21 protein-coding genes are annotated in these 23,661 nt (G+C 32.0%); 12 read left to right on the plus strand and 9 right to left on the minus strand.

Annotation, left to right across the window (positions count from 1 at the left end):
• Positions 1-54: 54 nt before the first annotated feature.
• From H0I26_RS06680 to H0I26_RS06715, 8 genes are all read left to right on the plus strand, one after another.
• Positions 55-693 carry a DUF2238 domain-containing protein gene (locus H0I26_RS06680; protein WP_218701549.1) on the plus strand — a complete coding sequence of 213 codons (639 nt, stop codon included), beginning with the start codon at positions 55-57 and terminating at the stop codon, positions 691-693.
• 67 nt (positions 694-760) lie between these two features.
• The gene (locus H0I26_RS06685) at positions 761-1,237 is read left to right on the plus strand and encodes a Dps family protein (RefSeq protein ID WP_101017137.1); all 477 of its coding nucleotides are present in this window, start codon (positions 761-763) and stop codon (positions 1,235-1,237) included.
• 214 nt (positions 1,238-1,451) lie between these two features.
• Positions 1,452-2,105, plus strand: a complete 654-nt coding sequence (locus H0I26_RS06690; protein WP_218701550.1) for a BON domain-containing protein — start codon at positions 1,452-1,454, stop codon at positions 2,103-2,105.
• A gap of 174 nt (positions 2,106-2,279) precedes the next feature.
• Positions 2,280-2,948, plus strand: coding sequence for a BON domain-containing protein (locus H0I26_RS06695; RefSeq protein WP_218701551.1), 669 nt, complete (start codon positions 2,280-2,282; stop codon positions 2,946-2,948).
• Between the two features lie 21 nt (positions 2,949-2,969).
• A complete protein-coding gene (locus H0I26_RS06700; protein ID WP_218701552.1) occupies positions 2,970-3,866 on the plus strand; it encodes a 3-hydroxyacyl-CoA dehydrogenase in 897 nt (298 codons plus the stop codon).
• 61 nt (positions 3,867-3,927) lie between these two features.
• Positions 3,928-5,688, plus strand: coding sequence for an APC family permease (locus H0I26_RS06705; RefSeq protein ID WP_218701553.1), 1,761 nt, complete (start codon positions 3,928-3,930; stop codon positions 5,686-5,688).
• An 80-nt stretch (positions 5,689-5,768) separates the two neighbouring features.
• Positions 5,769-8,273, plus strand: coding sequence for a cation-translocating P-type ATPase (locus H0I26_RS06710; protein ID WP_218701554.1), 2,505 nt, complete (start codon positions 5,769-5,771; stop codon positions 8,271-8,273).
• 71 nt (positions 8,274-8,344) lie between these two features.
• On the plus strand, positions 8,345-9,109 hold the full coding sequence (locus H0I26_RS06715) for an exodeoxyribonuclease III (protein ID WP_218701555.1): 765 nt from the start codon (positions 8,345-8,347) through the stop codon (positions 9,107-9,109).
• 15 nt (positions 9,110-9,124) lie between these two features.
• Here the strand turns inward: H0I26_RS06715 and H0I26_RS06720 are convergent, their stop codons facing one another.
• The 3 genes from H0I26_RS06720 to H0I26_RS06730 form a co-directional block, all read right to left on the minus strand.
• Complete coding sequence (locus H0I26_RS06720; protein ID WP_218701556.1) at positions 9,125-9,484, minus strand: hypothetical protein; 360 nt, start codon at positions 9,482-9,484, stop codon at positions 9,125-9,127.
• 90 nt (positions 9,485-9,574) lie between these two features.
• A complete protein-coding gene (locus tag H0I26_RS06725) occupies positions 9,575-9,982 on the minus strand; it encodes a hypothetical protein (protein ID WP_218701557.1) in 408 nt (135 codons plus the stop codon).
• A 26-nt stretch (positions 9,983-10,008) separates the two neighbouring features.
• Positions 10,009-10,785, minus strand: a complete 777-nt coding sequence (locus tag H0I26_RS06730; RefSeq protein WP_218701558.1) for an RNA polymerase sigma factor — start codon at positions 10,783-10,785, stop codon at positions 10,009-10,011.
• 347 nt (positions 10,786-11,132) lie between these two features.
• Here H0I26_RS06730 and H0I26_RS06735 point away from each other — a divergent pair, with 347 nt between their 5' ends.
• Positions 11,133-14,180 carry an ankyrin repeat domain-containing protein gene (locus H0I26_RS06735; RefSeq protein ID WP_218701559.1) on the plus strand — a complete coding sequence of 1,016 codons (3,048 nt, stop codon included), beginning with the start codon at positions 11,133-11,135 and terminating at the stop codon, positions 14,178-14,180.
• A 237-nt stretch (positions 14,181-14,417) separates the two neighbouring features.
• Here H0I26_RS06735 and H0I26_RS06740 read toward each other — a convergent pair whose 3' ends face one another.
• Complete coding sequence (locus H0I26_RS06740; protein WP_101017154.1) at positions 14,418-14,903, minus strand: hypothetical protein; 486 nt, start codon at positions 14,901-14,903, stop codon at positions 14,418-14,420.
• 168 nt (positions 14,904-15,071) lie between these two features.
• On the opposite strand from H0I26_RS06740, the gene H0I26_RS06745 reads away from it, so the two are divergent.
• Both H0I26_RS06745 and H0I26_RS06750 read left to right on the plus strand, forming a co-directional pair.
• On the plus strand, positions 15,072-15,398 hold the full coding sequence (locus H0I26_RS06745; RefSeq protein WP_101017156.1) for a YtxH domain-containing protein: 327 nt from the start codon (positions 15,072-15,074) through the stop codon (positions 15,396-15,398).
• 2 nt (positions 15,399-15,400) lie between these two features.
• Positions 15,401-15,760 carry a hypothetical protein gene (locus tag H0I26_RS06750; RefSeq protein ID WP_218701560.1) on the plus strand — a complete coding sequence of 120 codons (360 nt, stop codon included), beginning with the start codon at positions 15,401-15,403 and terminating at the stop codon, positions 15,758-15,760.
• A 256-nt stretch (positions 15,761-16,016) separates the two neighbouring features.
• Here the strand turns inward: H0I26_RS06750 and H0I26_RS06755 are convergent, their stop codons facing one another.
• From H0I26_RS06755 to H0I26_RS06775, 5 genes are all read right to left on the minus strand, one after another.
• Positions 16,017-17,087, minus strand: coding sequence for a response regulator (locus H0I26_RS06755; RefSeq protein ID WP_218701561.1), 1,071 nt, complete (start codon positions 17,085-17,087; stop codon positions 16,017-16,019).
• Positions 17,080-19,854: a PAS domain S-box protein gene (locus H0I26_RS06760; protein ID WP_218701562.1), complete on the minus strand. Its 2,775-nt coding sequence runs from the start codon at positions 19,852-19,854 to the stop codon at positions 17,080-17,082. Before H0I26_RS06760 ends, H0I26_RS06755 begins: the two co-directional genes overlap by 8 nt.
• 77 nt (positions 19,855-19,931) lie before the next feature.
• A complete protein-coding gene (locus H0I26_RS06765) occupies positions 19,932-20,699 on the minus strand; it encodes a patatin-like phospholipase family protein (RefSeq protein ID WP_101017165.1) in 768 nt (255 codons plus the stop codon).
• A gap of 70 nt (positions 20,700-20,769) precedes the next feature.
• Positions 20,770-22,206, minus strand: a complete 1,437-nt coding sequence (gene cls / locus H0I26_RS06770) for a cardiolipin synthase (RefSeq protein WP_218701563.1) — start codon at positions 22,204-22,206, stop codon at positions 20,770-20,772.
• Between the two features lie 3 nt (positions 22,207-22,209).
• Positions 22,210-22,809, minus strand: a complete 600-nt coding sequence (locus H0I26_RS06775; RefSeq protein WP_256935288.1) for a DUF6134 family protein — start codon at positions 22,807-22,809, stop codon at positions 22,210-22,212.
• A 185-nt stretch (positions 22,810-22,994) separates the two neighbouring features.
• Between H0I26_RS06775 and H0I26_RS06780 the strand changes: the two genes are divergently transcribed.
• On the plus strand, positions 22,995-23,627 hold the full coding sequence (locus tag H0I26_RS06780; RefSeq protein WP_218701564.1) for a YceI family protein: 633 nt from the start codon (positions 22,995-22,997) through the stop codon (positions 23,625-23,627).
• Positions 23,628-23,661: the final 34 nt, after the last annotated feature.

The following is a 23,661-nucleotide window of genomic DNA, read 5'->3' on the forward strand; positions in this document are numbered from 1 at the left end:
AGTAACACTAAGAGGTGATAATTTTATTGGCGATTATTAAAATATTTTTTTTAAATGAAATTACAAAGCAGTGTTGTAACTGTCATCGGACATAAGCTTTTTTGGATTAGTATGTTCTTTGGTATCGTTTGGGCAAATGCGCTAATAGGTACTACAGATCTTAAAAATTGGCTTATAGAAAATACGTTAACAGTTTTCGCGCTGCTTTTTTTAGTCTTTACATACACTAAGTATCGTTTTAGTAACACTAGTTATGTTTTAATTTGTGTTTTTCTATGCCTGCACGTCTATGGTTCTAAATATACTTATGCCCAAAACTTGTTTGGTTTTTGGTTACAAGAACTGTTTCATACTTCAAGAAATAATTATGACAGAATAGTACATTTTAGTTTTGGCGCATTACTCTATTATCCTTTGCAGGACTGTCTTTCTAATGGACTTAAAATATCAAAAGACTTAGCCTTAAGATTACCCGTTTTAATCATTTTATCGGCAAGTGCATTGTATGAAATTTTAGAATGGCTAGTCGCAGATGTTTTTTTTGTGGAACAAGGATTATCGTATCTGGGAACGCAAGGCGATATCTGGGATTCTCAAAAAGATATGGGACTTGCCTTTTTAGGGGTTGTATTGGTGGCGGTCTGTTTTTATTTATATTCAATATTGAAAAATAGAAAAAAAAGACAAAACTGACCTAAGTCATTACCAGTGTTTAAGACATCTAATACCTTTACTTAATAATTAATTAAATTCTACAAAGATGAAAACACCAAACATAGGCATTTCAGCAGAAAACAGACAAGCTATAGCAGATCAACTATCTAAAATATTAGCAGACGAATTTGTATTGTATTCTAAAACTTTAAATTTTCATTGGAATGTTGAAGGTCCAGATTTTCATTCTGTACACTTGTATCTTGAAACGTTATATGAAGCACAACAGGAGGTTGTCGATACGGTAGCAGAAAAAATAAGAATGTTAGGTCATTATGTACCTGCAACATTAGAAAAATATTCGCAATTAACACATCTTACTGAAAAAGTAAAAGGTAAAAATGATAGCCAAAGCATCTTCGCAGAATTGTTAGAAGATCATGAAAGTATTATTGTTTTTATTAGAGAAGAAATAAAACCTATTGCAGACAAATGGCAAGCCGATGGGATTAGTGATTACATTACAGGGCTTATGGAGCAGCACGAAAAAACAGCTTGGATGTTAAGATCGCATTTAAAATAAGTTAGTCAATTATTAGTTAAAGTGACCAATTTAAACCCAAGTAGCTACACGGCTATTTGGGTTTTTTTTATGAGCAAACGTTTTAAAGTATAAAATGATTTGTATTGTTAAATTTTTTAAAAATAAAATCAAGACTGATGTAGGTCAGTGTCAGAAGGTTATAGTCGTGATATCTTTGATGTATATTAATTGTTTAATTTAAATCATAGAAATTATGAGAACAGATTTAAGTATTAAAGAAGACATCTTAGACGAATTAGAATGGCAACCAAGTATTGACGAAACTCAAATTGGAGTTGTTGTAAAAGATGGAATTGTAACACTAACAGGAACTGTAGATAGTTATGTTAAAAAACGTGAAGCAGAAAAGGCTGCTAAAAGTGTTGTAGGTGTTAAGGCTGTAGCCGAAGAGATAGAAGTGCAATACGGTGAGACGTCCCACAAATCGGATACCGAAATTGCTACAGCAGCTGTCAATGCATTAAAATGGAATATTTCTGTCCCTTCTAACAAAATCGAGATTAAAGTTGAAGATGGTTGGGTGTATTTAAGTGGTGATGTTATGTGGGATTTTGAAAAAAATGCAGCTAAAAAAGCAGTTGAAAACTTGCAAAGTGTAAAATATGTAGTAAATAATATTGCGTTAAAAAACACAGTGAGAGCAGAAGACATTAAAGACAAAATTAAAAAAGCATTCGAGCGTTCTGCAGATATTGATGCTAAAGATATTACAGTTAAAGCCGAAGGTCACAATATTAAATTGACAGGTAAAGTGCATTCATTAAAAGAAAAAGACGATGCTAGACGAACCGCTTTTTATGCACCGGGAGTTTGGAGTGTAGAAAATGAGTTAGAAGTAGAGTATTAATTTTTTTTAAGTTTATAAGACACGATACATTTGCTGTTTTATAGAAAATCACCCTAACACATCGTATTGTGTTAGGGTGATTTTTTTTGAGGCTGACCTTGGTCAGTGTGTAATATAATTTAACGTAGTACATTTATACTGACTTAGGCATTATAATATTTAAAAGGGATAGATATGAAAACAGATTTTGAATTAAAAAAGAATGTTTTAGAAGAGTTAGCGTGGCTACCAAATATAGATGAAACTCAAATAGGTGTCACTGTAAACCATGGTGTTGTAACACTTACGGGAGAGGTTAATGAGTTCCCGAAAAAAATGGCAATTGAAGATGCGGTTAAGCGTCTCTCTGGTGTAAAAGCTGTAGCAGAGGCAATTACCGTAAAATATAGTAGTAGCGATAAGCAATCTGATATAGAGATTGCAAAAGCGGCAATAAATGCTTTAGAATGGAATGCCTCTGTACCTTCAGAAGCCATTATTGTTGAGGTGGAAGACGGGAGTATTTATTTAACGGGAGAATTAGAATGGCCTTATCAAAAAAGTTTTGCAAAAAGAACTATCGAACATTTATATGGTGTAAAAGAAGTTGTTAATAATATCCATCTAAAGCCAAAACCAACACCAAGTAATGTCGAGCATCTAATTCACAAAGCGTTTACACGTTCGGCAAATATTGATGCTAAAAATATTAAAGTGGCGGTCAATGATCATGAGTTAACATTAAGCGGGACAGTGCATTCTATTAAGGAAAAAGATGATGCCGAAATTGCAGCATATAAAGCACCAGGCATAAATAATGTGAACAATCAATTAAAAGTGGACTATTATCCAATGTATTTATAAAAACAAATAAAAATTATTAAAATGAATTATAAAAATGTAACTGTAGCAGGAAGTGGTGTTTTAGGCTATCAAATAGCGTTTCAAACCGCATTTCATGGGTTTAATGTCACTGTTTATGATATTAATGATGCTGTTTTAGAAAAAGCAAAAGCAAAATTCGATACCATGTGTGGCGTGTTTAAAAGGGATTTAAATGCAACACAAGAGCAACTAGATGTAACACGTCAAAATCTAAGTTACACGTCCGATTTGGAAGAAGCGGTAAAAACTGCCGATTTACTAATTGAAGCCGTACCAGAAAACCCAAAAATTAAAATAGAGTTTTATCATAAGTTAGCTAAGGTCGCTCCAAAAAAAACGGTGTTTGTAACAAACTCTTCCACGCTGTTGCCAAGTCAATTTGCAGAAGCAACAGGACGTCCAACACAATTTTTAGCATTGCATTTTGCGAATAATATTTGGAGTCATAACACTGCAGAAATTATGGGTCATGCCACTACAGATCCACAAATTTTTAATGATGTAGTCGCGTTTGCTAAAGCTATTGGAATGTTAGCTTTACCATTGCATAAGGAACAACCAGGATATATCCTTAACTCTTTGCTTGTGCCATTATTAAGCGCAGCGACTAACTTATTAGTAAATGAGGTTGCAGATGTGGAGACTATAGATAAAACATGGATCAAAGCAACGGGAGCACCTGTTGGACCTTTTGGTATCTTAGATGTTGTAGGGATTACTACGGCTTATAATATTAATAAAATAGCGGTAGAAAAAACAAATGATCCTTTAAAAATCAAAACCGTAAAATACTTAAAAGAACATTTTATAGATAAAAATAAATTAGGTGTTGCTACGGGAGAAGGATTTTATAAGTATCCAAATCCAGCGTTTATGGATCCTGATTTTTTAAAATAGGTATTCATTTATCGTAATAACTAGGGTGACCGATAGAACGTAAATCTAAGTAAAAACACTTATGAAAAAACATAAAAAACTAAGTGAATTAGCAGCAACTGCTATTAGCGGAAACGATATCAGTTCATCTGTATTATATGTGTCTGCATTAGCAATCGCTTTTGCTGGACAATATGCTTGGATTACTTTACTAATAGTATCGTTGGTTCTTTTTTTATTCAGAAAAATATATGGAGAAGTGGTTGGTGCATTACCACTAAATGGAGGTGCTTATAATGCGTTGTTAAATACAACAAGTAAATTTATGGCGTCCTTTGCAGCGACGTTAACCTTGTTGTCTTATATGGCTACTGCGGTTATTTCTGCTAATGAAGCCATTCATTATTTACATCACATTGTGCCAACCATTTCTATTATAATGGCAACTATATTGCTGCTTAGTTTTTTTGGAGGGTTAACCATTGTAGGTGTTTCAGAATCGTCTAAAGTGGCTATTGGTATTTTTCTGTTCCATTTACTTTCTTTTGCAGTATTAAGTGGTTTTATTATGTTCTTCTTGATTAATAATGGTATTGGAGTGTTTATAGAAAATTGGCATTTCCCCACGACTTCCGGAAGTATTACTAAAGCTATTTTTTTGGGTTTTGCAGCGTCTATGTTAGGGGTTTCTGGTTTTGAAAGTTCAGCAAATTTTGTAGAAGAACAACAAAAAGGTGTGTTTCCTAAAACACTAAAAAACATGTGGATTGTAGTCAGTGTATTAAATCCGTTGACTGCAGTATTTGCGTTGTCGCTATTTGCAATACCGTTATTGCAGAGTGATGCGTATCAAAATACACTGTTAATCGAAATGGCATCACATGTTGGCGGTAATTGGTTGGCAATAGTAATTAGTGTCGATGCCTTTTTAGTACTTAGTGGAGCCGTACTAACAAGTTTTGTTGGTGTTTCTGGATTGTTAGAACGAATGGCTTTAGATCGTATTTTACCTCAGTTTTTTCTTAAGAAAAATAAAAGAGGAAGCTCGTATCGTATTATAATTGTGTTCTTAATTTTGACTATTTCTGTTTTACTAATAACAAAAGGAGATGTCAAATTGTTGGCTGGTGTTTATACCATTTCTTTTTTGTCTGTAATGGCGTTATTCGGCATTGGAAATGTGCTTCTTAAAGTTAAAAGAAACAGTTTGCCACGTCCCGAAAAAGCAAGTTGGATGGCGATACTAGTGGCTATTACTGCTGTTGTTATCGCGTTGATTGGTAATATTATTATGCCACCAATAGAAGGCGGCACTAGTAATGTAACCGTCTTTTTAGATTATTTTATTCCTGCTATTATTTTTACAACCATAATGCTTAATAGGACAGTATTATTAAAATTTCTGTTAAAAATAATCCACACGGTGTTTGATCCTGTTCGTAGTTTTGTAATGAAAACAGATAGTAAAATATTGCAAGTAATTGATACTATTAATTCTCAAGAGTTTGTTTATTTTACTAAAGATGACGATGTGGAAACACTAAATAAAGTGTTGTTATATATTCAACGAAATGAACATACTAAAAAACTAAAAGTGGTTACTGCAACTAAAAATGGTAATCTGATTACCACCCAATTTAGGAATGATATAGATGTGGTAGATAGAGAATATCCTTTGATTAAAATTGAGTTTATAGAACTGGATGCTAGTTTTGGGCCAGAACTAATTACTAAATTATCTAAAGAGTGGTCTATTCCAATTAACTTTATGTTTATTGGTTCTCCTGGGAATCGTTTTCCTTATAAAATTGAAGATTTGGGTGGTGTGCGTTTAATCATTTGATTGAAGATTTAGCATGATAATATCTAAACAATATAGGCTAATGTGTTAAATTTATAAAAAATCACGATCCCCTATTTTTAATGCAAACAAATAATTTTAATATAAAAGGATTAACTAATACGGAAGTGCTAGAAGCACGCTCAAAATTTGGTTATAACAAACTAGAGGTCAAAAAAGAGTATTACTTTTTAGAAGCCATTAAAAGTTTAGTAAAAGAGCCGATGGTTATTTTGCTGTTGGTGGCTTCCTCTATTTATTTTATTAGTGGAGATGTGGGAGATGGTATTTTTTTGACTTCAGCCACAATATTGGTTGCTGCTATTTCTTTATACCAAGATTCTAGAAGTCGTAATGCCTTAGAGAAACTTAAAACTTTTTCAGAACCTAAATGTAAAGTTATTCGTGATGGTGTAACCGAAGACATAAAAAGCGAATTGTTGGTTGTAGGAGATAGTCTGATCGTTGAAGAAGGCGGTACTGTGGCAGCTGATGGTGTTATTGTGCATTCTAACGATTTTTCAGTAAACGAATCTATTCTAACCGGAGAGTCTTTAACGGTTTATAAAGATAAAACTAAAACAGACCATCAGGTGTATCAAGGAACATTGGTTTCTGGTGGATTGGCTATTGTTACCGTTACTGCTATTGGTAATAATACGCAATTAGGAAAAATAGGAAAAAGCTTAGAAGGCATCCATAAAGAAAAAACACCTTTAGAATTACAGATCAATAATTTTGTAAAAAAAATGGCTATCGTTGGGGCTGTTGTTTTTATGATTGTTTGGGGAATTAACTTCTACCATTCTCATGCTATTTTGGATAGTTTACTAAAAGCATTGACTTTAGCGATGAGTATTTTGCCAGAAGAAATTCCGGTAGCTTTTGCAACGTTTATGGCTTTGGGTTCATGGCGATTGATGAAGCTTGGCGTTATTGTTAAGCAAATTAAAACAGTTGAAACTCTAGGTAGTGCGACTGTGATTTGTACAGACAAAACAGGAACTATTACAGAAAATAAAATGAGCTTGGCTAGACTTTATACCTTGTCTTCGGGTAAAATACTAAAATTAGAAGATAACCTGGGGGCTGCAGAGCGTGAACTGATTAGAGTATCCATGTGGGCGAGTGAACCAATCCCTTTTGATCCTATGGAAATAGCATTGCATAATGCTTATAAAAAGACCAGTCAGATTGATGAACGTCCAGCATTTACGCTTGTGCATGAATACCCTTTGGGTGGAAAGCCACCTATGATGACGCATGTGTTTCAAAACAGTCAAGGCAAAAGGATTATTGCCGCAAAAGGAGCGCCAGAAGCGATACTAGCCATTTCAAAGCTTTCAACTCAAGAAAAAGAGCATATCAATAATGCTATTAAAACAATAACAGCAGAAGGATATCGTGTCTTGGGTGTGGCAGAAACTTATTTTAAAGGGGATGCTTATCCACAAAAACAACAGGATTTTCAATTTGAATTTAAAGGAATTGTCGCTTTTTATGATCCTCCAAAGAAAAATATAACATCTGTACTAGATAAATTTAGTCTGGCAGGTATTACAGTTAAAATTATTACTGGCGATAATGCTTTAACCACTAGAGCTATTGCTAAAGAGATTGCATTAAAAGGTTTTGAGAAAAGTATGTCTGGAGACGAATTAATGCAACTAACAGAAACAGAATTACAGCAAAAAGTAAAAGACACCACTATTTTTACAAGAATGTTTCCTGAAGCAAAATTAAAAATTATTAATGCTTTAAAAGCGAATAATGAAATAGTAGCTATGACCGGAGATGGTGTTAATGATGGTCCAGCTTTAAAAGCAGCACATATTGGTATTGCTATGGGTAAAAAAGGAACCGAAATAGCTAAGCAAGCAGCATCTTTAATCTTATTGGAAGATGATTTATCAAAAATGGTAGATGCTATTGCTATGGGAAGGCGGATTTATGCGAATCTTAAAAAAGCCATTCAGTATATTATTTCTATTCACATCCCGATTATTTTAACGGTGTTTATTCCCTTAGCATTAGGTTGGGCGTATCCCAATATATTTTCTCCAATACATATTATTTTTTTAGAATTAATTATGGGACCTACATGCTCTATTATTTATGAAAATGAACCGATAGAGAAAAATACAATGCTTCAAAAGCCACGACCGTTTACCGTTACTTTTTTTAATGGAAAAGAATTAATGACAAGTATTATACAAGGTCTAATGATTACTTTAGGCGTACTTGTTGTGTATCAATATGCTATACAAAATAATTATAATGAAGCTTTAACACGTAGTATGGTTTTTACTACATTAATAGCGGCTAATATATTTTTAACGTTGATTAACCGCTCTTTTTATTATTCTATCCTAACCACATTGAAATATAAAAATAAGTTAGTGCCATTAATAATTAGTATTACTATAATTATTACAACTTCATTGCTTTTTATTACTCCATTTGCAAAATTCTTTGAGTTTGAAGGGTTAAGTTTTGTTCAACTTGTTATTAGTGTAGTGAGTGGTTTTTTAGCCGTTATTTGGTATGAAGGTGTAAAATGGAACACCCGAAGAGTACGTCAGCAATAACGCTGATTCATATTCCTTTTAGAGTTTGTTTATAGCAATATTTTTGAGGTTTTTAATAAAAAAGATTTTATATGAAAATTGTGTCGTGGAATGTTAATGGAATTAGAGCTATCGTGAAAAAAGATTTTTTTGAATCTATAGCAACTTTAAATCCAGATATTTTGTGCTTGCAAGAAACAAAAGCTCAGGATAATGAGGTTGCAAAAGCATTGGTGTCTTTAAGTGGTTATAAACAATATTATAATTCGGCAGATAAAAAAGGCTATTCAGGGACGACTATTTTAAGTAAATCAAAACCCTTGTCGTTTACTATTGATATGGGCGTTGAGACTCACGATACAGAAGGAAGAATACAATGTGCAGAATACGATGGTTTTTATTTAGTTAACGTTTATGTCCCTAATTCTGGTCAAAAATTAGAGCGTTTAGACTATAGAGAAAAATGGGATGCCGCTTTCTTGATCTATTTAAAAAAATTGGAAAAGACTAAGCCTGTTATGGTCTGTGGCGATTTTAATGTAGCCCATAAGGCGATAGATTTAAAAAATGACAAATCTAATTACAATAAAACTGCGGGCTATACACAAACTGAAATTGATGGCATGGATAATTTTATCAATGCTGGTTTTGTAGATGTTTATAGAAACAAATACCCCGAGACTATTGCTTATACTTTTTGGAGTTATCGTTTTAAGTCCAGAGCACGTAACACAGGCTGGCGTATTGATTATTTTTTGGTAAGTAAGTCTCTTGTTAGTAAAATAAAAACAACACAAATATTGTCAGATTACTATGGTTCTGACCATTGTCCAATTAGTCTAGAAATCACTTTGTAAAACTTTCTAAATTAGTTAGTGTACATCATTAAGGAATTCTTTTAAAACATCTACCTGAAAGCTACCAACAAGCGGTAAGCTTTTGTCAGCATTCAATATTACTAATCCATAGCCCAAATGCGATAATTTGCAATCCTGAATAATTTGGTTATTTATTCCACTATATACGGGCATAAAATGTTTACTTGTCTCAATGTTAGACGTTTTTGAAATGCTTAGAGCTGCTGCTACTGCATCTGAGATTTGGTCCGGAGATAATCCTTTTTTTAAAAGATCACTGGCTAAATGTGTCATATGTAAACTATGGTATAAATCCATAAAATTATTAATTACATCAGCGTTATTATTTGTTGTAGTATATAGTGATAATTCCATAGTCATGGTATTTAGTTTTTTGTGTTTAAAAATAACTACTGAAGACAAGGGGTTTAAAGATAATACTAATGGCTTCAGTAGTTGTGATAATTATAAACCTTTTGAGTAGTCAAAAACTACTTTTTTAAAGGTTTTAAAGTCTTTAGTGAACGTGTTGATTCTTGATAAAAGTTGCGCATGCTTTTCTCTGTAATCATTATCGGATAATCCTTTTTCTGCTAGCTCTATTTTAGATAATAATTGTTCATGTTCTATTACACTTTGTTTTAAATCATCAAACAAATCAGCATGCACTTTGTCTAAGTTTTTTAGCATGTTTTCATATTCTGAATTGTTTTTCTCTGAAGCTTCTTTGTGCTTTAACAAATCATTAAAAAATTTAATTTCATCTTTCCAAAAGGCAATAATATCTAGCCATTCTCTGCTTTCAAAGTGTAAAACATCTAGTCCTGCACCAAGTAAATAATCCGTTTTTGGGTTTGAAGTTTTTGTATTCATGGTCATGTGTTTAAAATGTAATTATTCTATTTATTAGTATATCTATTTAAAAGACTAAGCTGTAAAGCTTTTTTAGCATCTTTTAAAAGTTGTTCAACGTCTTCTATGGTGTTGTTTCTTATTTCTGCAATTTCTTCTAGACTTAGCTCTTGAGTTGTAAATAATTCAAAAACATTACGCATAGCAGATGGTAGATTATATAACACCATAGTGATATGATTTTTAATATCCTCCTTACTTAAGTCTTTATCAATTTTTTCAATCCAACCTTTCTCTTTATTCTCAATAAATACGTGGTTTAAAGTGTAGTCGTTGTGGTTGTATGAGTTGTCTTCAAATTCTTCAATCAATTTTAAATGGCCATCACCATCAGCATCAGAACTATATTTTTCTTGCATCGCATCCCATTCTGGTTTAGAATAGTCATCAATATTTTTGAAGAATAAATCATTAAATTCTTCAGTGGTACTAAGATCTTCTAACAATGCATTGGTTTTTTTATATAACCATTGATAAAAGTGTTCTTCTTTTTCAACCTCATCTATATGATCATAAATTTCAACAAATAATTGATCTATGATATCGTCAGCTTTATACTTGTTTTTTGAGAAATGCCCTTTTCTAATAGCGATATTTAATTGTGTATTGACGTATTGTCTTATTTGTGGTATTATTTGTAATACTAAAAGATTAAAAGAGGCTTGATCTCCTTCTTTTTTTAGTTTAATTAAATTTGGAAAGGATTTAGTTACGAATAAACGGAACTCCTTTTTGTTTTCGAAATAAGAAACATTTGTTTGCATGTTATAAGTCTTAATAAGTTATACGTAAAGATGGAAACTTATCGTTTGATGTAAAATGACTTAGGTCAGTTGGTAATAAAAAGACAAACTGTCAATCTATTGTTATTATTCTATAATAATTTAATAAGTAATACTGCGTTAAGGATTGCATTTACATACTCTAAATGTATTGAATACGATACTAAATTATAACAAAATCAACTCATTAAAACTCTGTTTTACTTTTTAATAAAGACATTATTTTTATACAAGCTTATCACTGAAAACCGTGATAAATTTTATCATATAAATAGTAATTTGCACGCTTAAATAACTGATTATAATTTAGTAATATTAAAAATAATTTCATGACCCATTTAGAAAAATATTTCACTCAAACCATTAATAATACAATTCACTATTTTCTTATAGCGTTAGAGAAAAATTACACTATTGTAATTCATGGTGTAGGTGAAGAAACGCCTTTAATAAAAATAACGTCTTTCGAAAATAAAGAAACAGCAGAGGAAGCAGTCAATGCTATGTTTTTAGCTAAGCAAGCGGAGGAGTATAAAGAGGTTGAAAAACTAAGTGAGCATTCTGTTTTTACAATAGCAATGGCGCAGTTAAAAACGGATGATTTAGTTGTGTTTGAGAAAGGGCTTGATACTTTAAAAACATTAGTAGATATTTATTATACAAGAGGTAAACATCCTTTTGTCCAGTTTCTAGGGGTAAAGATGAAAGACGAAAGTTTAGTGACGGTATCCATTTTAGATGAATACCTTCAAAAACACATAAATAAACTTTCATCGTCTGTGTTGGTTTCTGTTTTTCAAATGACATTGCAGAATATTTATTTTAATTTTAAAGTGACTAGTTTAGTTGTTGAAGAAATTATTAAACGAAAGGATTTAGAGGCACAACTTGCAGTTGTAGCTCAGTTTTATGTCGCTTGCGAATATTATGATGCGGGACATCGATTCTGGGGTCGTACTAACCAAGATGGGTTAATAGGTGTTTATTTTCCTCAATTCGAATCGGAAGCATTATTTAAATTATTAGAGAAAGCGTCAGGCGATATGCTTAATAACGATGGAGGGGATGGTATGGACGACCTTTTTGCGCCTGCATTACACAATACTGAAGATCCTGTCCTTCAGCAAAAAATACTGAATGTTCTAGAAACTTATAAAAAAGAATATGAAGAAGAAGAATACCTGGAGGAGGACTATTTTGAAGAGTTATTAGATGGGATTTTAGAGTCTGGTTCTGCAACGATTAAAAAAGGGATTGACCAATTAATAAACAGAAAAGAAAATAGAGCGACTTTATTAGAAGCTATTGAAAATGTTGATCTAGTAAAGATTGAAGCCCTGTTAGATCAAGGCGTGCTGCTTGATAGTGGTCTTATTGAAAAAATAGTAGATTATTCTCTAGACAATAAAGAGTTATCGATACTTAAATTATGTAATAACAAAGGCATTCAATTTGATACTGAAGCGCTATTTGATAATGCGGAAAAGCATGTAAATGTTTTAATGGATTGTATTCAATTTGGTATTGTTGATATTAATTATATAAATTCAGAATCGAACAGGAACTTATTATTCTTTGTTTCTGAAGATAAGAATCTTCTAGAAATATTACTAAAAAAAGGAGTCGATGTAAACCAAAGTGATAACGACGGACATACTATTTTAGGTTTGGTATGCTCTTATGCTAAAGGGGATAACGAAAAGTATATTCAGGTGGTAAAACTATTGTTAGAGTATAATGCAAACCCTAATGCTTGTATAACGAGTAAAGGTTGGGAAAAAGGATCAGCGCCTTTACATTATGCTATACAAAATGAGGCTGTTCAAATTGCTAAAATGCTAGTTAGTGCTTCTGCAGATGTCAATGCTATGCGCGAAAATGGTGACAATCCGTTAATGTTAGCGCATAAAGCCAACAATAAGGACTTGATTGATTTACTAATTCAAGCGGAGGCGACTGCTCCAGAACAGGCACTTCTTAAAATTAAATTTTTAAGATGTGGTTCACAGAAAGCTTGGGGGCAACTTATAGACATGGAAGAAGCTATAATTTTAGCATATCCAGACGATTTTACAATTGTTTTACGTTTAGCAGAAGCTCATTATTTTTTTAATTCAAATTATACCCAAGCGGCAGTTTATGGAAACCGCGCTTTGTTATTAAAAGCAAATAATAACGCCTTAAATATTCTTATTATGAGTTTAATAAGGTTAGGTCAGCTTCAAAAAACGATAGATGTATTTTTAGAGCATAAAGGCGCTTTTGATCCAATTAGAATGTTGGCTGATAATATTATAGCAAATCTTATTGTGGCTTATTGTGCTAGCGGTCAAATAAAAGAAGGGCTTGCTGTCTTGAGTCCGTATTTTAGTAAAGTTGAAGAGTCTAAGCGTGCTAGGGGTGTTATGAATTTTAATATTGCTTGTATGTATGCTTTGTCAAATGATATACATGAAATGTTGCCCTATGTGATACATGCGTTAGAACGCGAATATACCAAAGCAGATTTTCTTAATGAGGGTGATTTTGCAAACTATCATACCAACGAATTATTTTTGTTTATCTTAAATCAAGACCATAAACAGACGATTGAATTAGAGGATTTTATAGAGGATAGAGAAGCAAATACATTTAATAAGATAAATGTAAAAGCTTTTTATAATACAGGGTCATTTTCTTTTGAAAATGATGATCATGAATTTACATACCAAACAGGTACTATTGGTGAAAAAGGAAAAATGACCAGTAGATTATACGTTTCTAAGGCGCAGGCTTTAACGGTGTATTTTAATAAGTTAAAAAATAGGACTCCGGAAGGTAAAAACATGTATTTTGTGTTGGAGGAAGACAATTCATCAGGGACTGATGTTGTGTTAAAAGTAGCAAACAAAGAATATGATGGCTTAGATTTTCTATCTGGAAAGAAAATAGCAACAAGTATAGATACTCCTATAGTATTTACAACTAATGCAAAATCTGGAGATGCAATACTTGATTTTAATGATGGTAATATTCCTGTAATGTCTAAAAGGTTTATTGATTTGCTGACAGAAGCGGGCGTAACGGGATTGCAAACGTTTCCTTTAGTTATCAAAAGTGAGAAAGACGACACGGTATGGGATGACTATTTTGCGGTAAATATTATAGACGTAATTGCTTGTGGTGCTTTTCCTGCATCTCTATTTAAAGAAAAGAAACCAAAACATGGTATTCGTTGTGAGTTGGCCTTAGATACGTCAAAAATTGACGAGACATTATTATTTCGTTTGCAAGAGTATTTACCAACTATTGTCTTACATCGTAATGTTGTTAAGTATCTTATAGATAATGATCCTGATGAGGTTTTGACATGGGAATTTAAAGGTGTTATTCACTAAAGAAGAACACGGTTACTTAGGACAGCGTGTCGCCTTTGTTTAATAACACTGCGTGATAAGAGGAAGTAAGCGGTTATAAGTTAATGCGTAACAGGTAGATGTTACCACTATAATAAGTAAAAAACCTCAGAGTAATCTGAGTTTTTTTTTGTTTTGAATTATAAGGTTTATATTATAAATAACATTAAAAAAGGGTTTAGTTTTAATGAGTAATGTGATCTCTAAATTTAAATAAAATCAATTTAAATCAGCTTCAAATTGTTTTAATTCGTTTTCAAAACCTCTAATAATAATTAAATAATCTCCATCATGTAATGCTTTTAAATAGGTTTGTGCATTGTCTTTATCAATCCCTAGACCTCGTAAAATACCGTAAGGGCCCGTTAACATCGCGCCAATTTCTTTAAGTTCTATTTCTTGTAAAAAGAGCGACACAAGAAACCCTGTAATAAAAAGGGATCCAATGTCAGGATTTGAAAGAATGCCAAAGTCTATAGGGTATTCAAACAAAGCTTTGCATTTTGTTTCCATGTCCTCTTCTAAAACAATTAGTGTTTTGGCATCATCCAAGCCATTGTCATCAAACTTTCCAATAATAGAAATTTGCAGATTAGTGTTATTGGATACTTTAAGGGTTTGTATTGCTTGTTCTATTTGCTGAAATTTTGAGTATGATTTTAATAAAACACGCTTTTGCTTTGTTTCGTTAATTTTTGATTTCATAATAATTTCATAGTGTAGGTCTAATGTAATGTGCTTTATGTAAAAAAGTAATGACCTATATCATTCCGTAATTTTTTAACGCAGTGACCTAGGTCATTCTAAATAAGCTCCAGTTACCCTAATTTAGTGGCATAGAAAGTAATTTATTAATCTTTAAAATATAAAATTATGTCAAGTACTAAGGAAAACACACTATTAGCTTTACTAGCTGGCGCTGCTTTAGGAGCAGGAATAGGCGTTTTATATGCTCCTGATAAAGGAACAAAAACAAGAAAAAAAATTAAACAAAAAGTAGAAGAGACGGGACACGATATTTCAGAGCGTGTGTCTCATGCTAAAGCAGATTTGACAAGATCTGTAAATGAGAAAAAAGAAGAAATGAAAGAAAAGTTAGATGAAACTATTTCTCATATGAATGGTAAAGCAGAAGATATTATTTCTAGCTTAGAACGTAAGTTAGAAGAACTAAAAAAAATGGAGCCGCAAAAAAAATAATTATGGCTTTTGAAAAATTAAAAGAAAACGTACTAGATACAGATGTTAATATTCATGCTTATATAAAAAGTAGTGAAGATTACATTAAGCTAAAAAGTTTTAAAGTACTAATGTTAGGGGTTACTTATATCACTAAAGTAATTGTTATTGGTGCTTTAGCTTGTATAATGTTACTCATCTTGTCTTTTGCTGTTGCCTTTAGATTTGCGCAAATTTTAGATGATACGTTTTACGGTTTTTTAATTGTAGGCTTGTTTTATGTAGTAGTTGTAATGGTTGTTTATTTTTTTAGAAATAAATGTAATGGGCCATTATTAAGAAAATTTTCTAAATGTTATTTTATAAAAGATGATACCAAATAGCTACAATTCGTTTGAAGACATAGATAATCAGTTGAAAATTATAAGTCTTCAAAAACAGATTTATAAACAACAGATAAAACAGAATTTAAGAAGTTCAAAAGCCAGTTTTAGTACCACTAGTATTAAAAGTGAGATTAAAAATACGTTACAAGTCAAGTTGCTGGAATTTATAACGACTAAGTTGATTAAAATATTCAGATAATAAAAAGGAGTTTTATTATAACTATTTAGTAAAACTCCTTTTATTTAATGACTACTATCCAAATTCTGAAATTTGTTTTAGTCCTTCTTTGTTTAATAAAACAAGTCTTCTGTTAGATTCTACCTCGATTAACCCTTCATGCTTAAACTCGGTTAACATACGTATAGCCGTTTCTGTTGCGGTACCAATTAATCCTGCAAAATCTTCTCTAGGAATACTTATTCCTTTATGGTCGTTATCTTTAATTAATCCTTTTTGATCTAATTCTAGTAATGCTTTGGCTGTTCTTTGTCGTACAGTAGAGTAGGCCATGTCAACCAAATGCTCTTGCATATCTATTAAATTATTTGAGATAAGATCTATAAATTTATTAGAGACCTCTTTATTACTATATAAGAGTTTAGTGAAGTCTGTTTTCGGGATGCCACAAATCTCAGCATCTTCTAATACGCTTGCGGTTTCGATATACAGGCCTTTATCGCCAAGTAGTGATAATTGACCTATAAAATCTCCAGGACCGTATAGACCTGTCACAAATTCTTTTCCAGATTCGGTAGTTCTATAAGTTTTGACGTTTCCTTTTTGAATGAAATATAATTGATGTGCAGCGTCTCCTTCTGTAAAAATACAAGCCTTAGTCTTATATTTTTCAAGATCACGATCTTTAGAAAGTTCTTCAAGTTTTAAATATTCTGAAGCATCGCTAATAAACGCGCTAAGACCTTCCATGTTTTTAGCAAATTCTTTCTTTAAAAAGGTGCTTTTTTTTATCCTACATGTTATAGCATCTAACAGTTCGTCTTCTTCAAAAGGTTTGGTTAAATAATCATCTACACCAATATTCATACCTTTTCTTATGTCTGTTTTTTCTGATTTAGCAGAGAGAAAAATAAAAGGAATACTTGCTGTTTTATGGTTTTTGCTTAAGCTTTCAAAAACACCGTAACCATCTAGGACGGGCATCATAATATCGCAAATAATAATATCTGGAGTATGCTCTAGCGCTTTCTCAACACCTATTTTACCATTTTCGGCGGTAATCACCGTATAATTTTCTAATTCAAGAATATCTGCTGTATTTTCTCTTACGTCTTGATTGTCTTCAATTAATAGTATTTTATTCATTTTGTTTTTGGTTTAAAGGAAATTCAATGTAAAAGATAGAGCCTTCATTTATTTCACTTTTAAAGTTAATAGTACCATCCATTAATTCGGTATATTGTTTTACTATATTTAAGCCTAACCCTGTACCTTGTATGTTTGAAGCATTATTAGCACGATAAAAACGTTGAAACATATTGTTTTGATCTTCGGTTGGGATCCCAATGCCTTTATCCTTGATTTCTATGCAGACCAACTGGTTTTTAATCGTTATACTTATATTTATGTCTTGATGTTCTTCAGAATATTTTATAGCATTAGAGACTAAATTGTAAATGATGTGCTTTAATAATTTAACATCTAAAAACACCTTAATAGAGGTGAGTTTACATTGTAAATTAATAGTTTGACCTTCTTTTTTTAGGTCTTCAAATTCTTCAATTAACGTTTCCGTAAAAGCAATTAAATTGAACGCTTCTGGATGTGCAATGACTTTTCCTTCTTGTAATTTGCCTAGAGAAAGGAAATCGTTTAGTATCACGACCAGGTTTTTTACATTAGATCTAATTTTAGAGACATATTTAATTCTCTTGTCTTCTTTTCCTGGTTCGTTTTGTTTTTCAATTAATATAGCTGAAGACAAAATGGCACTTAAAGGCGTCCTAAATTCATGTGAAGCCATAGATATAAAACGCGATTTTAATTCACTTAATTCTCGTTCCTTAGTTAACGTCTTTAAGATATCTAGTTCTATTTGCTTTTGTTGTGTGATGTTATTATTTACTAATAATATCTGTTCAATTTGATTCTCGTTATTTAGTAAAGGAGTCGTATTAACTAGGTAAGATCTATTTTGAATATTTATCTCAAAAGAACAATGCTCTCCTTTAAAAGTTTTTTTTATTTCTTTTATTAATATGTCTCTAGTAACTTCCGTAATTCCGATGCCATCATATATTGTTGCATTTGTATGTTCGAGGGCGCTAAAACCTAATGCTTCTATTTCTTCACCGTCAATAAAAATAATTTTTAAATCAATGTCAACGACCACTACAAATCCTTTTGGGAAGTTTTTAGTAATGTTTGCAAGAACCTGTTTACTATTAAGAGCTATGTTTTCGGCTTCTTCGGTGATTAATATTTGGTCTTCAAGACTAAGGTTTGCTGCCACTAGTTTTTGAACAACGGAGGTTAGTTCTTTTGTGCGTTCGGTTACCTTAGCTTCTAACGCTAGGGTGTAGTTTCTTAGTTTTTCTTCGCTTTCTTTTAATTTTTCTTCTGCTAATTTTTGTTTTGTAATACTATTGGTTACACCTATTATGCGTTCTGGCGTGCCATTAATATTTTTAAAAACCTTTCCTTTTTCCTGAAGCCAATGTATGGATAAATCAGGGTGTGTTATTCTGTATTGTAGCGTATAATTACCAGTGTTTTTTATGGCTTCAGTTATTGTGGTTTGTACCTTGTCTCTATCTTCAGGATGTATATTATTTAAAAAATCTTGATAAGTAGTGGTGTATTCTGTAGCGTCCATACCAAATAAAGCATTTTGGTAAGTATCTCTTACGATGTTATCGGTAATCAAATTCCAATGCCAAGAGCCAAACTCACCAGCTTCTAAAGTTAATCGTAAACGTTGTTCATTTTCTATAATCTTTTTTTCGTCATTTTCGCTTTCAGTAATATCGCGGATAATACACAAAAAATTATTAGTTTCTGTTTTAACTATTCGCGATTCAAAATGTATCAACTTACCCATGATAGTAAGCGAGTATTCTACAATTTGATTTTTTTTAGTTTTTTCGCAATCGGCAAAACCTTGTCTTATTTTATTGCAAACTTTTTTTGGAAGAATCTTATCAATATTATGACCTATGTGATCGCTATAAGGGACCACAAGTTGATAATCTTCCGGTGCATGTATCTCTAAGTGATTGCCATGTTTGTCATACAAAATCATAACGTCAGGTAAGGCTTCTAGTATGGCTTGCGTTTTTTCTTTACTACTTTTTAGTTTTAATTCAATATCTTTATGTTTGGTAATATCTTGAATGGTGCCATACATTTCTTTTGGTTTCCCGTCTGCATCATATAGTGGTTTACCTTTTGATAAAAGGTGTCTTATCTCTCCATTTGGTCTAACAATTCTATGTTTGTGTTTATACAGTGTTTTATTTTTTACGGCGTCATCTATTGCTTGTATTGTGTTGGCTCTATCTTCTGGATGTATAAAATTTCTGACGGATTCTGAATTCAGTTTTTTGTCACCAGGGATAAGTCCAAGAACTCTATAAAACTCATCGGACCAGCTTCTTTCGTTAGTTTGGATATTCCAATGCCAATTACCAACGTGTGCAAGACGTTGGGCTTCCGCCATTCGACTTTCACTAGTTAGTAGGGCTTGTTTAGCAGACATGCGCTCTGTGATATCTATTATAAAAGCAATGACAATTTGTTGGTTGTCAATCTTGGCGGGACTTAAACTGATTTCTAAAGGAAACTCCGTGCCATCTTTTTTTAAGCCCCATAAATCCAAATTTTGTCCCATACGCCTTGATGTAGGGTTTTCAGAAAAATGGTTACGATGTGATTTATGATTGTTTTTAAATTTATTAGGAATAAGAATGTCTAATTTTTCCTGAATTAATTCGTCTTCATTATAACCAAACATGAGTTCGCTAGCGGGATTGGCTTTAATAATAACTCCAGAATCATCTATAACCAAAATGCCTTCGACAGAAGATTGGAAAATACTTTTAAAAAGAATGTTGTCTTTTAATTGACTACTCATTTTTATGACTGTAAATTAGATGTTGGGTTAATTGTTTTATAATAATTTAGTGTTTTTTTGAAAGATTATTGGTGTAATTACGGTGCTAATATGTTTTTGTTTTCTTCTAATGCTTTTTTTGTGGCTGTGTAACCTAAATTAAAAATAGCATCTATACTATTCATATCAAAAGTGCCGTAGTTAATTAATTCTTCTGGCGAGATCACTAAATTACAACTGGGAAATTTTAACATGGACTCCGAAGCAACTTTAATTTTATAGGCTCTTTCTACAACGCTATAGGAATGTTTTAAATCTTTAATGCTGATTTTTTTTAAAGGATTAACATAAACGCCTATAATTTTGTCGCAGTCTTTTAGCAAAGGTTCTACAGGGAAATTATTTAAAGTCCCACCGTCGATATAAAATTTACCATTAATTTCCGTAGGTGTAAAAACACCAGGGAAAGAAGCCGAAGCGATTACAGGTTTTATAAGCTGTCCTTTGCTAAAAATTTTTAATGTACCATCGATGACATTTGCTGCAGTAATAAAAAGTGGTTTGTTTAAAGCTTCAAAATTATCAATTGGAAAATAGGTTTTAAGATCATCATAAAATTTTGCCGAATTTATAAAGCCTGGTTTATTACGTGCATATCTCGTGGTTTGAAAAATGGATATGTTTTTAAAAAAGGTTAACATTTCAGACCAACTGACACCGGCCGCGTATAAAGCACCAATAATAGCTCCCGCACTTGTTCCTGCAATATGTGTTGGTGTAATTCCAGACTCTTCTAATGCTTTTATTGCTCCTATATGTGCTGCACCTCTGGCGCCTCCTCCAGAAAGGACTAAACCTGTATTCATTTATAAGTTGTATTAGTTAAAGTAAAGGTAATACGTTGCTTACATAAAAATAATGATTATTATCAGTTGCTTATAATACGGGACTAAATACTTTGGCAAGTCCTTCTTTTAAACGTTCTGTTTTTGGTCTTTTAAGATGTTGTTGATAGTCCATTTGACTACTTTTGTGGCAATCTCTTAAAAAATCTTGCTTTAGGTCTATCGTTATTTTACTGTCGTAAATAAGGGCGTTTACTTCGTAGTTTTGCTCAAAGCTTCTAATATCTAGATTGGCAGTACCAATAGAAGTTAGCGCATCGTCAGATATTATAACTTTACTGTGTAAAAATCCATCAGGATATAAGTATATTTTAACTCCAGCTTCTAGTAAGCTTTCAAAATAAGCGCGAACATTCCACTTGACTAAAAAACTATCGGAATTAGTGGATAATAGCAGTCTAATGTCGACGCCACTCATAGCTGCCACTTGCATAGCCTCCAATATAGCTTCTCCTGGAATGATATACGGATTGGTTATATATACATAATCTTTAGCGCTATTTATTATAGAAAAATAAAGTTGTTGTACCGAAGAAAAATCAGAATCAGGGCCACTAGCAACAATTTGTGCTATGGATTGTCCTGGAGTACTATGTTTTAAAATGTATTTAGTGCTTAATAAATTATCTGTGCCACTAGCAAAACTCCAGTCCATTGCAAATACCGCTTGTAAACTATTAACTATTGTGCCTTTTAATTGCAAATGCATATCGTACCAGTGTCCTAAAATAGGATCTCCAGTAACATATTTGTCAGACACATTAATGCCGCCTGTAAAACCAATACGGCCATCCACAATTACAATTTTGCGATGGTTTCTGTAATTAATAGAAGAGAGTAAACGACCAAATGTCATGGGTAAAAAACCATAGACTTCTATGCCTTCCGCTGTAAGACTTTTAATATAGCTGTTACTTAATGTTCTGCTGCCTAAAGCATCATATAGAAAACGAATCTCGACACCTGCCTTCGCTTTTTGTATTAAAATGGATTTGAATTGTTCGGCTAAATCACCATCTTCATAAATGTAATATTGAATATGAATAAATTTTTCAGCTTGCTTTAGTGCTTCAAAAATAGCATCAAAAGTTATTTTTCCATTTTTTAATGGACGTAATTCGTTGCCCAAGGTTGGTGTAAACTTAGACCCTTTAGTTATGAGTTTAGCTAATTTAATATGTGCTGTAATAGCCTTTGGGAAAGTATCATTTTGATCCTTATCCAATGTGCTATAATAGGCTTCGACCCTTGCGTAATATTGTGATATCGCTTTGGTTTTTTTTAGTGTGTAAAATTTGTTTTTTCTTCTGTTTCGACCTAAAACAAAGTAAAACAGCATGCCACCAATAGGGACCGTAAAAATAGCGAGTAACCAAGCCAATGTTTTAGTGGGTCTGATACCATAAATTAATAATTTTCCCATTAAAAAAAAGGCTAAAAGAAAATATAGAATAATGGCTATCGTCATAGTCTAATGGTTACTTTTTCTGATGATTTCAAACTGAATAAGCCCACCATCTATAGTGGCTTTGGTTAAAAGTCCGTTTTTGTAATAGTATAAATTTTCGTTGTTGCTTGCATTCACTTTTTTATAAACATGATTTCCCATGGCTATTATAGTATTAAAACTTCCATTTTGTTCTGAATAGCAAGTCGTAATATTTTTTGGTTCTTCAAAATATAACTGCACAGTAGAGTAGGAGATGGCGTTAGTAATTGTAGCTTCATCCTTTCCATTTTTAACGACTTGGTAAGTGTTATTATCCCATTCAGTACTTGTTTTAGCATGTGATTTTTCATTTACTGTAATGTTTACATTGGATTGCTGTAAAGATTCAGAATCAAAAGTGACGTTATATTTATAATTGACCCTAATCTCTTTTATAATTCTAGCTTTAATACTCGTTGAGCTTTTATAATAGGTTTTAGAATCCTTGATTGTCTTAGTCGCTTTTAGGTTACCAATTACTTTTTCGTTGCGTATAACATCAAATATGATTTTCTCTTCGAAAGTATGCGAATCGCTGCCTAAGGTTATAAAAAATATAATGACTACTAAGTTCTTAATCATAAAATGGTGCGTCTAAATTTTTAACTAAAGGTTTAAGTGGCAAATTAACAAATTTAAAAACAAGTATAACTGACTTGTATCATTTCAGGAGGCTATTACTCTTTCTACCTTTGTCTTTGTTGACACTTAATAACACAGTAAACGTATTAAAAACAACTCCTAAACATAATATTACACCTATTTTTATGAAACTACTATTAAATAAGACAACCTATTTGGTTTTAACGTTATTGATTTTTTCATGTAACACTTCGAAAAAAGAAAAAACAAAAATAAGCGATGCTGAAACCGTAAAAGAAGGGGATTTATATTCTATTGATACAACAGGTATGTCTGTTTTATGGACTGCATATAAATTTACTGATAAACTTGGGGTTAGTGGTCAGTTTGATAATTTTAAGTTTTCTGGACCTAATAAAGCATCGTCTATTGAAGCATTACTAAAACAAGCTAAAATAGTAATACAAACAGCTTCTGTTAATTCTAATTTAGAAATAAGAGACACCAAATTGGTTGCTTCCTTTTTTAAAGTATTTAATACCGATACTATTGAAGGCGCTGTAGTAGAAGCAGATCAAGGTAAAGGGATTTTTAGTTTAAAGATGAATACGATGACAAATCCTTTAAATTATAACTATTCATTTAAAAATGATACTATAATTATGTCTGCAAAAATTGATTTAAAAACATGGAAAGGGAACGAAGCCATGCAGTCGTTAAATAAAGTGTGTTATGATTTGCATACAGGAACAGATGGGATTTCAAAATTGTGGCCTGATGTAGATGTACAAATCAAACTTCCTGTTAACACAAAGTAAGGTTTTAATTAGTCTTATGTAGGAAATATAGTTA

Source organism: Olleya sp. HaHaR_3_96, from assembly GCF_019278545.1.
Taxonomy (GTDB): Bacteria; Bacteroidota; Bacteroidia; order Flavobacteriales; family Flavobacteriaceae; genus Olleya.

Bases quoted from the DNA above. Each gene is read 5' to 3' on its own strand.
- H0I26_RS06715 (WP_218701555.1), top strand. From the start codon at position 8,345: ATGAAAATTGTGTCGTGGAATGTTAATGGAATTAGAGCTATCGTGAAA.
- H0I26_RS06780 (WP_218701564.1), top strand. From the start codon at position 22,995: ATGAAACTACTATTAAATAAGACAACCTATTTGGTTTTAACGTTATTG.
- cls (WP_218701563.1), bottom strand. From the start codon at position 22,206: ATGACGATAGCCATTATTCTATATTTTCTTTTAGCCTTTTTTTTAATG.
- H0I26_RS06710 (WP_218701554.1), top strand. From the start codon at position 5,769: ATGCAAACAAATAATTTTAATATAAAAGGATTAACTAATACGGAAGTG.
- H0I26_RS06750 (WP_218701560.1), top strand. From the start codon at position 15,401: ATGGCTTTTGAAAAATTAAAAGAAAACGTACTAGATACAGATGTTAAT.
- H0I26_RS06740 (WP_101017154.1), bottom strand. From the start codon at position 14,903: ATGAAATCAAAAATTAACGAAACAAAGCAAAAGCGTGTTTTATTAAAA.
- H0I26_RS06735 (WP_218701559.1), top strand. From the start codon at position 11,133: ATGACCCATTTAGAAAAATATTTCACTCAAACCATTAATAATACAATT.
- H0I26_RS06700 (WP_218701552.1), top strand. From the start codon at position 2,970: ATGAATTATAAAAATGTAACTGTAGCAGGAAGTGGTGTTTTAGGCTAT.
- H0I26_RS06690 (WP_218701550.1), top strand. From the start codon at position 1,452: ATGAGAACAGATTTAAGTATTAAAGAAGACATCTTAGACGAATTAGAA.
- H0I26_RS06775 (WP_256935288.1), bottom strand. From the start codon at position 22,809: ATGATTAAGAACTTAGTAGTCATTATATTTTTTATAACCTTAGGCAGC.
- H0I26_RS06765 (WP_101017165.1), bottom strand. From the start codon at position 20,699: ATGAATACAGGTTTAGTCCTTTCTGGAGGAGGCGCCAGAGGTGCAGCA.
- H0I26_RS06730 (WP_218701558.1), bottom strand. From the start codon at position 10,785: ATGCAAACAAATGTTTCTTATTTCGAAAACAAAAAGGAGTTCCGTTTA.
- H0I26_RS06695 (WP_218701551.1), top strand. From the start codon at position 2,280: ATGAAAACAGATTTTGAATTAAAAAAGAATGTTTTAGAAGAGTTAGCG.
- H0I26_RS06705 (WP_218701553.1), top strand. From the start codon at position 3,928: ATGAAAAAACATAAAAAACTAAGTGAATTAGCAGCAACTGCTATTAGC.
- H0I26_RS06760 (WP_218701562.1), bottom strand. From the start codon at position 19,854: ATGAGTAGTCAATTAAAAGACAACATTCTTTTTAAAAGTATTTTCCAA.
- H0I26_RS06755 (WP_218701561.1), bottom strand. From the start codon at position 17,087: ATGAATAAAATACTATTAATTGAAGACAATCAAGACGTAAGAGAAAAT.
- H0I26_RS06745 (WP_101017156.1), top strand. From the start codon at position 15,072: ATGTCAAGTACTAAGGAAAACACACTATTAGCTTTACTAGCTGGCGCT.
- H0I26_RS06725 (WP_218701557.1), bottom strand. From the start codon at position 9,982: ATGAATACAAAAACTTCAAACCCAAAAACGGATTATTTACTTGGTGCA.
- H0I26_RS06720 (WP_218701556.1), bottom strand. From the start codon at position 9,484: ATGGAATTATCACTATATACTACAACAAATAATAACGCTGATGTAATT.
- H0I26_RS06685 (WP_101017137.1), top strand. From the start codon at position 761: ATGAAAACACCAAACATAGGCATTTCAGCAGAAAACAGACAAGCTATA.
- H0I26_RS06680 (WP_218701549.1), top strand. From the start codon at position 55: ATGAAATTACAAAGCAGTGTTGTAACTGTCATCGGACATAAGCTTTTT.